At 59.1% G+C, this 12,619-nt stretch carries 12 protein-coding genes; 5 read left to right on the forward strand and 7 right to left on the reverse strand.

Translation table 11 applies throughout. From position 1 onward, the window contains the following. Window positions 1-52: 52 nt before the first annotated feature. The 4 genes from pstB to pstS all read right to left on the reverse strand — a co-directional run bounded on the left by pstB (window position 53) and on the right by pstS (window position 3,842). Window positions 53-814 (reverse strand): phosphate ABC transporter ATP-binding protein PstB, encoded by a 762-nt coding sequence (gene pstB / locus FS777_RS09560; protein WP_042139286.1) that lies wholly within the window; start codon window positions 812-814, stop codon window positions 53-55. 72 nt (window positions 815-886) lie between these two features. Then, window positions 887-1,780, reverse strand: a complete 894-nt coding sequence (gene pstA / locus FS777_RS09565; protein ID WP_058605232.1) for a phosphate ABC transporter permease PstA — start codon at window positions 1,778-1,780, stop codon at window positions 887-889. Then, the gene (pstC, locus tag FS777_RS09570; protein ID WP_058605231.1) at window positions 1,780-2,745 is read right to left on the reverse strand and encodes a phosphate ABC transporter permease subunit PstC; all 966 of its coding nucleotides are present in this window, start codon (window positions 2,743-2,745) and stop codon (window positions 1,780-1,782) included. Before pstC ends, pstA begins: the two co-directional genes overlap by 1 nt. A 65-nt stretch (window positions 2,746-2,810) precedes the next feature. Beyond that, on the reverse strand, window positions 2,811-3,842 hold the full coding sequence (gene pstS / locus FS777_RS09575; protein ID WP_058637261.1) for a phosphate ABC transporter substrate-binding protein PstS: 1,032 nt from the start codon (window positions 3,840-3,842) through the stop codon (window positions 2,811-2,813). A 229-nt stretch (window positions 3,843-4,071) separates the two neighbouring features. Here pstS and FS777_RS09580 point away from each other — a divergent pair, with 229 nt between their 5' ends. Both FS777_RS09580 and FS777_RS09585 read left to right on the forward strand, forming a co-directional pair. After that, window positions 4,072-4,767, forward strand: a complete 696-nt coding sequence (locus FS777_RS09580) for a type 1 glutamine amidotransferase domain-containing protein (RefSeq protein ID WP_058637263.1) — start codon at window positions 4,072-4,074, stop codon at window positions 4,765-4,767. Window positions 4,768-4,928: 161 nt separating this feature from the next. Then, window positions 4,929-5,336 (forward strand): response regulator, encoded by a 408-nt coding sequence (locus FS777_RS09585; RefSeq protein ID WP_058637264.1) that lies wholly within the window; start codon window positions 4,929-4,931, stop codon window positions 5,334-5,336. 438 nt (window positions 5,337-5,774) lie between these two features. Here the strand turns inward: FS777_RS09585 and FS777_RS09590 are convergent, their stop codons facing one another. The 3 genes from FS777_RS09590 to FS777_RS09600 all read right to left on the reverse strand — a co-directional run bounded on the left by FS777_RS09590 (window position 5,775) and on the right by FS777_RS09600 (window position 9,060). Beyond that, window positions 5,775-6,950 (reverse strand): alginate lyase family protein, encoded by a 1,176-nt coding sequence (locus FS777_RS09590; RefSeq protein WP_058637265.1) that lies wholly within the window; start codon window positions 6,948-6,950, stop codon window positions 5,775-5,777. Window positions 6,951-7,122: 172 nt separating this feature from the next. Continuing rightward, the gene (locus FS777_RS09595) at window positions 7,123-7,377 is read right to left on the reverse strand and encodes a hypothetical protein (protein WP_058637266.1); all 255 of its coding nucleotides are present in this window, start codon (window positions 7,375-7,377) and stop codon (window positions 7,123-7,125) included. 84 nt (window positions 7,378-7,461) lie between these two features. Further along, window positions 7,462-9,060: a hybrid sensor histidine kinase/response regulator gene (locus FS777_RS09600; protein WP_058637267.1), complete on the reverse strand. Its 1,599-nt coding sequence runs from the start codon at window positions 9,058-9,060 to the stop codon at window positions 7,462-7,464. A 226-nt stretch (window positions 9,061-9,286) separates the two neighbouring features. Here FS777_RS09600 and FS777_RS09605 point away from each other — a divergent pair, with 226 nt between their 5' ends. The 3 genes from FS777_RS09605 (at window position 9,287) to FS777_RS09615 (ending at window position 12,573) form a co-directional block, all read left to right on the forward strand. Next, a complete protein-coding gene (locus FS777_RS09605) occupies window positions 9,287-10,096 on the forward strand; it encodes an alpha/beta fold hydrolase (RefSeq protein ID WP_058637268.1) in 810 nt (269 codons plus the stop codon). Further along, window positions 10,093-11,265 (forward strand): PAS domain-containing sensor histidine kinase, encoded by a 1,173-nt coding sequence (locus FS777_RS09610; RefSeq protein ID WP_058637269.1) that lies wholly within the window; start codon window positions 10,093-10,095, stop codon window positions 11,263-11,265. Before FS777_RS09605 ends, FS777_RS09610 begins: the two co-directional genes overlap by 4 nt. A 102-nt stretch (window positions 11,266-11,367) precedes the next feature. Continuing rightward, the gene (locus FS777_RS09615; protein WP_058637270.1) at window positions 11,368-12,573 is read left to right on the forward strand and encodes a zinc-dependent alcohol dehydrogenase; all 1,206 of its coding nucleotides are present in this window, start codon (window positions 11,368-11,370) and stop codon (window positions 12,571-12,573) included. The last annotated feature ends 46 nt before the right edge of the window (window positions 12,574-12,619 follow it).

The following is a 12,619-nucleotide window of genomic DNA, read 5'->3' on the forward strand; positions in this document are numbered from 1 at the left end:
CCGCGGGCCTGGGCCGTCCTGGCACTGGCGCGCGGGCGTTCTCAAGCGAGGGTCAGCTGAACTTGCCACTGATGTAGTCGGCGGTCAGCTGTTCACGAGGGTCTTGGAAGATCTGGGTAGTGGGACCCATCTCTACCAGATAGCCCGTGCGGGTGCCTTGGGAAATGTCGACCGAAAAGAACGCCGTGGTGTCGGCCACGCGAATGGCCTGCTGCATGTTGTGGGTCACCAGCGCAATGGTGTAATCCTTTTTCAACTCCACCATCAGCTCCTCCACCCGCCGGGTCGCGATCGGGTCCAGGGCCGAACAGGGTTCATCGAGCAACAACACTTCGGGCTCGGTGGCGATGGCCCGGGCAATGCACAAGCGCTGCTGCTGGCCACCGGACAGGGACAGGCCACTGACCTTGAGCTTGTCCTTCACTTCATCCCATAACGCAGCGCCTTGCAGGGCATGCTTGACCCGGTCGCCGATGTCGCCTTTGTAGCGGTTCAGGCGCAGACCGAAGGCCACGTTGTCGAAAATGCTCATCGAGAACGGGTTGGGCTGCTGGAACACCATGCCGATGTAGCGACGCACCACGACTGGATCGACCCCTTTGCCGTAGACGTCCTGCCCCAGAAAGTGCACATGGCCTTCGAAGCGAAAGCCCTTGACCAGGTCGTTCATGCGGTTGAGGCTGCGCAGCACGGTGCTTTTGCCACAACCGGACGGGCCGATGAAGCCAGTGATCTCGTTCTTGCGGATCGGCACGTGGCTGTCGCGCACGGCCATGAAGTTGCCGTAGAAGATCTTGTCCAGCTTGCAATCCATGACGATGGGGGTTTCGCTGGCCAGGGGAGCGGCTCTTTGGGCGGTGGATACGTTCACGTCGAATGCTCCCTATCAGTACTTGGGCTTGCCGAATACTCGGCTCAGAATGTTGATAACCAGCACGATCATTACCAGAACCAGCGATGCCGCCCAGGCGAGCTCCAACTGGTTGTCGAACGGCATGCCGGAGAAGTTGTAGATCAGCACCGCCAGCGAAGCGGTCGGGTTCATCACCGCCAGGCTGCCATCGTGGTAGATCCAGTAGTTGCTGAACAACGCGGTGAACAGCAGCGGCGCGGTTTCGCCGGCCGCCCGGGCCACGGCCAGCATGACGCCGGTCAGGATGGCTGGCAGGCCGGTGGGCAACACGATCTTCCAGATCACCTGGGCCCGGGTACAACCCATGCCGTAGGCGGCGTCCTTCATGATCTTGGGCACCATCTTCATGGCTTCCTCGGCGGTCAGGACCACGATTGGCAGCATCAGGACGGCCAACGCCACGCCGCCTGCCGGCGCCGAGTAGGTTCCGGTGGTCATCACCACCAGGGCATAGGCGAACACGCCGGCCAGGATGGACGGCAAGCCGGTCAGCATCCTGGCGGCGAAACGTGCGGCGTTGGCCAGCTTGCTGTCAGGCCCAAGCTCGGCCAGGAACACGGCGGCCAGGATGCCCACCGGCACAGCGATGGCCGCTGCAATGCCGACCATGACCAGGGTACCGGCCATGGCATTGCCGAAGCCGCCCCCCATTTCGAAGCCGGTTGGCGGCAGCTCGGTGAACACTTCCAGATTCAGCCGTGCGCCACCACGGGTGATGAGCATGTACAACACCGAAATCAGGGGCACGCTGGCCACCAGCGCGGCGAGCCAGGCCAATGTGGTCAGCAGTACGCTGCGCAGCGCCCGTCCTTCGAGCTTGCGCTGCAGGCTTGGCAGCGCGGCCACTGGGGTGGAGAGATCGGTCATCAGCGGTTACCTCGTTGCGCGTAGAGCATGATCATCGAGCCCAATACGTTCACCAGCAGGGTGATGAACATCAGCACCAGGGCGGCGTACATCAGCACTTCCACCTCATTCGGCCCGGCTTCGGGGAAGTTCAATGCCAGCAGCGCTGCCAGGGTATTGGCCGGCGCGAACAGTGACAGGGAGATGGTGTTGGCGTTGCCCACCAGCATCGCCAGGGCCATGGTCTCCCCTAGGGCGCGGCCCAGGCCCAGCACCAGCGAGCCAAAGATGCCGGTCGCGGCCGAGGGCACCATGACCTTGAGAATCGCCTCCCAGTGCGTCGTGCCCATGCCGTAGGCGGCTTGCTTGGTTTTCATCGGCACACTGGTCAGCGCGTCCTGGGAGACAGCGGCGATGGTCGGCAGAATCATGATCGCCAGCACCAAGGCTGCCGGCAGCAACCCCGGCCCGCTCAGGGACGTGCCAAAGAACGGGATCCAGCCCAGCTCGCTGTTGAGCCATGTGGTCAGTGGCCGTATGGCTGGAATCACCACATAGATGCCCCACAGCCCGTACACCACGCTCGGGATAGCGGCCAGCAGCTCGACAATGGTGCGAAAGACGGCCGCGAGCCTGGCCGGCAGGAAATCCTGGGTCAGAAAGATGGCCATGCTGACGCCGAAGAAACCGGCGATCAGCAAGGCGATGAATGCGCTGTACAGCGTCCCCCAGATGGCCGGAAGAATGCCGTACTTGCCTTGGTTGACGTCCCAGACGCTGCCCAACAACACATCGAAGCCATGCTTCTCGATGCCCGGCAAGGCCTTGCGCCCCACTTCGTAAACCAGTGCGAAGACCAGTGCCAGTACCAGCACAACCCCAATGCGGGCCAGCGCACGGAAGGTGCGGTCCACCAGCACGTCCTTGGCAGACGGCGGCCGGCAGGCGGAGTCGGGGTTATCCGGTAGGTCGAAAGGTGTGTTCATTGGCAGGTTCCGGGACAGGGTGCTGACACCCCCGGCGTGTCAGGCGCACGCCGGGGACGCCGGTATCACTTGATGTTGGCGGAGGCTTTGCGCACTTGCTCGACCACCGAGGGGGGCAGCGGGATGTAGCCCATCGAGTCGGCGATTTTCTGCCCTTCGGTGAGGCTGTACTCGACCATCTCGCGCATGGCCTTGGCCTTGGCGGGGTTGCCATTGTCCTTGCGGAAGATCATCCAGGTGTAGGAGGTGATGGGGTAGGACTTGGCGCCGTCCGGATCAGGCAGCCAGGCCACCAGGTTTTCCGGCATGTTCACGGCGGCCAGGGCCTCGGCGCCGCTTTCGGCATTGGGCACCACGTACTGCCCAGCCTTGTTCTGCAATTGGGCGAAGTCCACCTTGGCCAGCTTGGCAAAACCGTACTCGATGTAGCCGATGGCGCCTGGGGTCTGGCGTACGGTGGCGGTCACGCCATCGTTTTTCGGTGACTTGATGAACTTGTCAGTAGCCGGCCAGTTGACGGTATTGCCCTCACCCAGTTCTTGCTTGAAGTCGGCATTGATGGCCGACAGGTGCTTGGTGAACACCGCTGTCGTGCCGCTGGAGTCGGCACGCACCACGACGGTGATGGGGGTATCGGGCAGCTTGAGCTCGGGGTTGGCGGCTGCGATCTGGGGGTCGTTCCAGCGCGTGATCTTGCCAAGGAAGATGTTGGAGTACACCTCGCGCGGCAGCTTGAGCCCTTTGGGGTTGCCTGGCAGGTTGTAGGCCAGCACGATCTCGCCGGCGGTCATGGGCAGCAGTTGCACGCCCTCACTGACCTTGGCCATGTCGGCCTCACTCATGGCCGAGTCGCTGGCAGCAAAGTCAACGGTCCTGTTCAGGAAATCCTGCACCCCGGCGCCGCTGCCCTTGGACTGGTAGTCGACGGTCACACCCTCGGATTTCTTGCTGAAGTCCTTGAACCAGGTCAGGTAGATAGGTGCGGGGAAGCTGGCCCCGGAACCGGTCAGGCGAATGTTTTCTGCGGCGATCGAAGCCGATGTGGCGCAAAGGGAGACCGCGACGGCGAGTGCAGCAGACTTCATCAGGCGTATCATTGAAAGCGCTCCGTGTGATGGCCGGCACACTTTGCATCAGCTGTGTTACAGCTTTGTGACCGCCGCATGGCACCGAGCCCTTACCCACGCCAGGCCATGTCCTACGCCCTGTTGAACCGTAGCATCGGCAAGCCTGACGCTCACCTCCATGGAACGCTGACCGTTTGCCGCACTCACACCCTTTATCAGGGCAGCAGCCCGCACATCCCGAGCTGGAGGACAGACCTGCATGAAGAAGATCCTGATGGTGTTGACGTCCCACGATCAATTGGGTGACACCGGCAAGAAAACCGGCTTCTGGCTGGAAGAGTTCGCGGCACCTTATTACGCATTCGTGGATGCCGGAGCCGACGTCACGCTCGCCTCGCCAAAAGGCGGACAGCCGCCGCTGGACCCGAAAAGTGACGAAGACGATGCCCAGACCGAGGCCACCCGACGCTTCGCCAAAGACACCGAGGGCCAGGCTGCCCTGGCCGATACCGTACCCCTTGGCGAAATCGACCCCTATGATTTCGACGCCGTGTTCTATCCAGGCGGCCACGGCCCCCTGTGGGATCTGGCCGAGAACCAGGACTCGATCGTGCTGTTGCAAGCCTTTTATGCCTCCAACAAGCCCATCGCAGCGGTATGCCACGCCCCAGGTGTTCTGAAGAACGTCAAAGCGCCTGACGGTCACCCTGTCGTGAAGGGCAAAAAGGTCACGGGCTTTACTAACAGTGAAGAGCAAGCTGTGGGCCTGACCGACGTCGTTCCGTTTCTGGTGGAAGATATGCTACGTGACCATGGGGCGAACTACGCCAAGGCCGAGGACTGGGCAAGCCATGTGGTCGAGGATGGGCATTTGATCACAGGGCAGAACCCGGCATCGTCAGAGGCAACTGCCAAGGCATTGCTGAAACGGGTAGCCCAGGAACCCGGCGCCTGACCCCTATTTCTGCGCTGGTGAAAAGGCAACTGCTCAGAGACGGAATTTTTTGCTACAGCCCGAGGTCATAACGGTAGCGCACAGTTATCGCTTGCACCTCTGGCTGCAAGCCTACATCGGATGTTCCCTTTATTCAGCGTGCGCAGAGCCAGAGTATTGCCATGAAAACGTGCGAATTCCCCAGCTGTCCAACCGTTCTGCTGGTTGAGGACGAACCTATCATCCGTGAGCTGATTGCCATCGCCCTTGAAGATCTGGGCGTAGCGGTAACCAGCGTGGAAACAGCACAAGAAGGTCTGGAAATTACCTCGCGCTCTGCATTTTCGATGCTCCTGACCGATGTCCGCACCCCTGGCGCGGTCAACGGCCTGGAGTTGGCCTATCAGGTCGGCCAGTCGCAGCCTGACACTCGCATCGTGGTCATGAGTGGTTATCACGACCCTTCAAGCCACGCCCTACCCTCTGGCGCCGTGTTCCTGCCCAAGCCCTGGACCCTGGATCATTTCATTGGCGTGATCAGTGATCAGCTTGCGCGTTCAACGTCGCTGCGGGCGCAGCCAGCGGCATGATTAAGTTCCAAGGCTTTTGCAGCAGTCAAATGCTGCAAAGTAAACCCGGCAACTGCAGCCACTGGTGTACACGGCGGATGAGTCGTGACACGCGATTCTTCCAGCCTGCGCCATGTTTAACTGGCAAGCGTTTGGAATCAAGCCCACCTGGAAAGGACTTCTAGCTCTTCACTGATACGCTGTTTGTCGACAGGCCTCACCCATCGTTAGGCTGAAATTACCCCCGCCCCACGCGCCTAGTGCGTTGATGCGTTGCGTATATGAGAAGAGCCGGCTTCAAGCCCTGAACACCATACAGCAGGCTCACCCCGTCCTACACAACCCTGCAACTAGAACACAAAACTCCAAACGGCATGGAATCACTTTGCTGTCCATTGCTCTGCACATCAACGCGGGCGCTAGGCGAACGCTTTTCAGCGACACGTTTGAAACACCCCACTAGGGCACGCCGTAATGGGTCAACCGCTCCCACTGATAATGTACATGGCCAGCAAACGTCGGATGCTTTTCGATAAATTCAAGCGTATAGGGTAGCGACATTCCGAGGCGCATGGCGTATTGATTGTACCCGATGAAGAGGGTGCCCCGAGGCCATCCGTCAACGCGTTTACCGCATATCTGTGGATAATCACTGTTCTGCTCGTAAAGGTCCAGGCTATAGCGGGATAATGTTTCCATCCCTTGTGTCAACCGTGTAGCGTATTCTTGGTAGAGATCAACCCCTTGAATGCGTGCCGTCTCCGCAACATTGATCAGTGCTGCGACACCATAGCCTGAGTGAGGCAAGTCTCTACAAAATTCCATCGGCATGCCGCTAATGAGTCGGGTGGGGTTACCCCATTTCTGCATGACTTCGTTATAAGAGCGTCCAAACCACACTGCGTCCAAGGGTCGCGCTCCGTCCCACGGCAGATAGATATAACTGCCCAGCAATGATTTCCACTTGCTGAGTGCTTCATGGAAGCCCTGCTCATCCTTAGTGAAGATTGCTATATTAACCAAGGCTTCTACAGCACTGGCCTGCCAGTTACTGTTGTTTTTGAAGTCATTACCGGTACTAGGCAGAAACATCTGGCTGGCATACGGTCGGTATTGCTCCCTAAACATTCTCGTCACAGCATCCTTTTCAACCTGCGGCCAGCCCCCATAGCTATACTTGACGATCTCCGCTGCACGGGTAAACAATTGAGCGGCCCATGAGGCTTGCAGGCGCCTGTTATTGCCCGTATGCTGCTCTAACGTTTCAGTCCAGGCTTTGAAGATTTCCCGTACATTTTCGGCATATGCAGGGTCCCCTGTATAACGCCACAACAGCGCTTGCAAGTAGGCAGCCTGAGCATCCCGGATTTCGTCCGAGCACCCGTAATCCGGTACAGAATACGCACCGCAGTGAACAATGCTCCAAGGCCTAGCCCGATAATTTCTGTCAGCCAACGGTGACGCCAAAGCAGCGTGCATGGATGTCGCCCAAGGCTCGAGATGCTTGTGGTCACGCACATACCGCAACTGCACCTCGGACGTCAGTATTCCAGGGTGAACAAAGTTAAAATCCGCCTGCGCGCCTGCGCTGAACGCGCAAAGCAAACATGCCCCGACACTACAGTAGATTCGCATTCCGCGCCCAACCCTTGCATTCAGAACTCAGAGCTAGACGTTAGCAAGTTGCCTTGAATTACACGACTGACAAAATTATCAGGTCAAAGCGCTTGAGCGACTGAATGTTCTAGCAGGGCATGTGCGAAAAATACTTGTTTAAGCAGTGGGCGAATGTTGCATGCGAACCGAATCATCCATTTGTTGAATGACCGAAGCCTTTTGATGCTCGCTGCAATGACCTGTCAACCAGTTGTCGAAGATCCCGCCACTGCTGCCAAGCGATCAGTTGGAGACGTCTCATCTCGTCTGCTTGGCTTAGCAATTCCTCGCGGTAGGCACTGGGGCAGGCGTTGCGTAACGCGTGATCATCGAAGGTCGAGAACCAACGGTTGATTGCCTCCAGGTGCATCAGGTCATTGGTAGGCTGCTCAATGAATGCCGTCATGCCAGTTTCCCTGCGCTCGCTTTTTCAATCGAGCCCAGGGAATAACCGATGGTTCACTTCGATTGGTGTTCAGCCGCGCCAGCCTCACACAATGCCCGTATGACCATCGAGTACCTGCCGCACACGGCGTGCCAGATCATGGGGCTGGCAGGGCTTGGAAATCACATCGAATTCAGAGCCGCCGATGTCGGTGCGTTCAATCGAGTTTTCCGCGTAGCCGGTCGTGAGCAGCACCTTGATCTGCGGCTGCAAACGACGCACCTCGCGCGCCAGCATCACCCCATTCATGCCCCCGGGCATGATCAGGTCGGTGAACAACAAGTCATAGCGCTCACCTGCTTCGATGAGTTTTAGCGCTTCGCGTGCGTTGAGCACCATGTCGGCGTCATAGCCATAGTTTTCCAGCACCATTTTGGCCAGCTCGGCGACATCAGGGCGGTCTTCGACAATGAGAATCCTCTCGGTGCCGGAACTGCGTTCAACCAGCTTCACGGGCTTTTCCTGAATCGGGCTGGCTTCGTCCACCGGGAAATACAAGCGCAGCGTGGTGCCTTCGCCCTCTTCGGTGTAGATCCGGGCAGCACCACCGGACTGACGCGCGAACCCGTACACCATGGACAGCCCTAGCCCTGAACCCTTTCCCTCCTCCTTAGTGGTGAAGAAAGGGTCCATGACACGGTCTCGAATGCTGGCAGGCATGCCGATGCCATTGTCGGTAATGGAGATGCTCACGTAACTGCCTGGCAACAGGCCATCGAAGGACAGATTGATGTCGCTTACATGCACGTTCCGCGTTTCGATGAATACATGGGGCCGTTTGCGGCCGATCAGGGCGTCCCGGGCGTTCATGAAGATGTTCAACAGCGCCACTTCGGCCTGGGTCGGGTCGATGCGACAGTTGCGCAAGTGCTCTTCCAAGTCGTATTCGACCGTCACCTCGGCACCGAAGGTGCGCTCAATGATAGGGACCACGTCATCGAGCAGATGATTGAGGTTGAGCACCCGGCCGTGCAATTTCTGCTTGCGAGCAAAGGCCAGCAACTGCTTGGTGAGGGTGCTGGCACGATCGACCGCCGTTTGCGCGTGCCCGACGCTTCGGCGAATGCGACTCAGGTCAGGCTGCGCCTTGTCGGTCTCGCTGGCCACCAGCCCCATGTAACCGCCCATCACTTGCAGCAGGTTATTGAAGTCGTGGGCAATGCCGCCCGTCAACTGACCCAGGGCTTCCATCTTCTGCGCCTGACGCAGCGCATCCTCGGCATCGCGACGACGGCTGACGTCCAGCTGCGAGGCGAAGAAGTAGATCAGGTCGCCACGCTCGTTGAAAATCGGCGAGATGAACAGCGCATTCCAGAAACTGGAACCGTCCTTGCGGTAATTAAGCACTTCGGTAGCGATGTCCACGCGCTTCTCGATCGCCTCACGGATGGCGTCGACCACCGTCCGCTCGGTTTCCGGCCCCTGCAGGAAACGACAATTTCGCCCGATGATCTCACCGGTTTCATATCCGGTCATTTCCAGAAACGCGCGATTGGCAAAGATGATAGGATTGTCGTCGCGGCCGGGATCGGTCACGATCATGGGCATGCGCGTCGTTTGCACGGCAGCAAAAAACATGTCGTGCGGCAGGTTGGATATGTCTCCGGTCGCCTGATTGCTGACGCGGGCCTTCTTGTCCGTCACGTGACTCTCCTGGTTGGGCAATGGTGCAACTGGTCACTTCTTGACAACGCCAAGCGGCAAATTGCTCCGCCTACTTGGGCTCGTTACGAAACTATTATTCGCTAGCCAATGTCGACTCGTCATCTTGGGCCTACACTTGCTGTTAAGCGGTAGCGTCAACTGCCGACGATGGCCAAGCATGCCCTACCCACCCTGCCACGGATGCTGCACAGCCTCTTGGAAAGCCATGACCTTATCTAAGCGTAACAACGTGCGCATTGCGGGCGCAGGCCCTGTCACGTTGATCTTTTCCCACGGTTTTGGCTGCGATCAATCGATGTGGAAGTACCTTTTACCGCATTTTCAAGCGCGCTTTCGCACCGTGACCTACGATCTGGTCGGCGCCGGGCAGTCGGACCTGACTGCCTATGATCGCGTTCGCTATGACTCCCTGGCAGGTTATGCGACGGATCTGAACGAGATAGTCACCGAATATGGCCAAGGCACCGTGATTCTGGTCGGCCACTCGGTCAGCGCCATGATCGGCGCACTGGCGGACAGGCAGCAACCGGGTCGCATTGCGGCCCATGTGATGGTGGGTCCTTCCCCGTGCTATATCGACGATGGTGATTACATTGGCGGTTTCAAGCATCAGGATATCCACGAACTGCTTGAAACCCTGGACAGCAATTACCTGGGCTGGTCGAGCACCATGGCGCCGGTGATCATGGGGGCGCCCGGCCAGCCCATGCTGAGCGAGGAGCTGACCAACAGCTTCTGCCGCACCGATCCAGACATCGCGCGGCAGTTCGCGCGTGTCACGTTCCTGTCTGACAACCGGCTGGATGTGCAAGGTTTGCCCACACCTGTACTGATTCTCCAATCCATCGACGATCTTATCGCCCCGGTTTCCGTAGGCCAGTACCTCAATGCAGTGCTACCCAACAGCACGCTGTGCCTGATCGACAACATCGGCCACTGCCCGCACATGAGCGCCCCTACAGCCTGTTCCCAAGCCATGGATGCCTTCCTGCAACCCTGGGCACCGGGGCCATGACGGGGGCAGGCGAGACACCGCCTGTCGACGTGTTGTTCGAAGGGGCACCCTGCGGTCTGGTAGTCACCACTGAGACCGGAATGATCGTGAAGGTCAACCAGACCTTCTGCAAATGGTTGGGCTACGCGCCCGAGGACCTGGCGCAGTGCAGGTTTCAGGAGCTGTTGACCATGGGCGGACGCATCTTCCATCAGACCCATTGGGCGCCACTGATGAGAATGCAGGGTTCGGTGGCCGAGGTGAAGCTCGAGGTCCGGCACCGCGCCGGTCACGTCATCACCATGTTACTCAATGGCGTGCGCCGTCAATATGCCCACGGCGTGTTCCACGAACTGGCGTTGTTCGGCACCATCGAGCGTGATCGCTACGAGCGTGAATTACTTACCGCCCGGCGCCGAGCCGAGCAATTGCTGGCGCAGACTACTGAGGCCGAAGCTGCATTGCAGCAGGCCAAGGCTGAACTGGCCGACGCCTACCAGAGCGCCCAACGACGTGCAGCTTTTGCCGAGCAGATGGTCGCCATCGCCAGCCATGACCTGAAAAACCCGCTAACTGCGATCAAGATGGCTACGCAGTTGCTCGAACGCGGCGAGCACAGGGACAAGGAAAGACGCCTGCTGGGCAGTATCAGCCATTCCTCGGAACGCGCCAGGCGCATGATCGCTGACCTGCTCGACTTTGCCTCGGTCAGAATTGGCCAAGGCATTACCATCCGCCGCCAACCGATAGACCTGTGTTCAACGGTCGATCAGAGCGTAAACGAATTGAGAGTCGCCTTCGCCCAGGCGCGCATTCGTCACCTTTGCAAAGGCAAAGGGCAACTTGCACTGGACCCGGATCGCGTGCAGCAGATGATTGGCAATCTGGTGGCCAACAGCGTGGCCTATGGTGACCTCGCTCACCCCGTCACCATCACCACTGACCTTCATGAACATGGCGCCGTCGTCAGCGTGCACAACCATGGCCCTTGCATCCCCGACACCTTGCTTACGTCCCTGTTTGCGCCGATGACCCGGGGCACGGACCGTGCCGACGCGGTGCGCTCTGTCGGGTTGGGGTTGTTTATCGTCAGCGAAATAACGCTGGCCCATGGTGGCGATATCAGCGTCGCTACGGATGCAGCGCTCGGTACCACCTTCACGATACGCCTGCCGTTACTGGCAGCCTGAACAAGGACGCTCCGGCATACACCGGTCAAGCTTTCGACCTGAACTTTTGCTTACCTTGTGGTTTCACCTGCATAGCACAACCGCCTTCGCAGGAGTTGAACCATGAGAGCATTGACGTACCACGGTGCACAGGATGTAAGGGTCGACACGGTTCCGGACCCCATCCTGCAAGAGGCTGACGACATCATTCTGAGAGTCACGGCTACCGCTATCTGCGGGTCTGACCTGCACCTGTATCACGGCAAGATCCCACAAACCGAACACGGCGACATTTTTGGCCACGAGTTCATGGGGGTCGTCGAGGACGTCGGCCGCGCGGTGACCAATGTGCAAGTTGGCGACCGCGTGGTGATTCCGTTCGTGATCGCCTGTGGCGGCTGCTTCTTCTGCCAGCACGACTTGTTTGCCGCCTGCGAGACGACCAATACCGGCCGCGGCGCCATCATCAACAAGAAAGTCATTCCACCCGGTGCAGCGTTGTTCGGCTACAGCCATTTGTATGGTGGCATCCCGGGTGGCCAGGCGGACTATGTACGGGTACCCAAGGCCAATGTAGGCCCCTTCAAGGTGCCGACCTCGCTGTCCGACGACAAGGTGCTGTTCTTGTCGGATATTCTGCCCACCGCCTGGCAGGCGGTGACCAACGCGCAAGTGGGCCAGGGCTCGACGGTAGCCATCTACGGTGCGGGCCCCGTGGGCCTGTTGAGTGCGGCCTGCGCCCGCATGCTGGGCGCTCAAAAAATTTTCCTGGTCGATGACAACGACTACCGCCTGACGTTTGCCCGTGACGCCTATGGGGTAGTGCCAATCAATTTCGAGCAGGACGATGACCCTGCCGACAGCATCATTCGGCTGACCCCAGGCATGCGCGGCGTTGATGCCGTCATTGATGCAGTGGGCTTCGAGGCCAAGGGCAGCACCACCGAAACCGTCATGACAGCCCTCAAGATCGAAGGCAGCAGTGGCAAGGCGTTGCGTCAATGCATTGCTGCCGTGCGGCGCGGCGGCGTGGTCAGCGTCCCTGGTGTGTATGCCGGGTTCATTCATGGTTTTCTCTTCGGCGACGCATTCGACAAGGGCCTGACCTTCAAGATGGGCCAGACCCATGTGCAGAAGTTCTTGCCAGAACTGCTCGAGCACATCGAGGCCGGTCGGCTGCAACCTGAATTGATCGTGACGCATCGGTTGGCGCTCGAGGAAGCGGCGATGGGCTACAAGATGTTCGATCAGAAAAAGGATGATTGCCGCAAGGTGATTCTGGTTCCCGGTGCGGCAGCGGGTACATTGGCGCCTGAAGTAGCGATCTAAGCGGCACCGAGCCTTGTCAGGGCCTGGCCCACTGCCAGTGGGCCAG

Origin of the sequence: Pseudomonas sp. DE0157 (genome assembly GCF_007678615.1) — a bacterium.
GTDB lineage: Bacteria > Pseudomonadota > Gammaproteobacteria > Pseudomonadales > Pseudomonadaceae > Aquipseudomonas > Aquipseudomonas parafulva_B.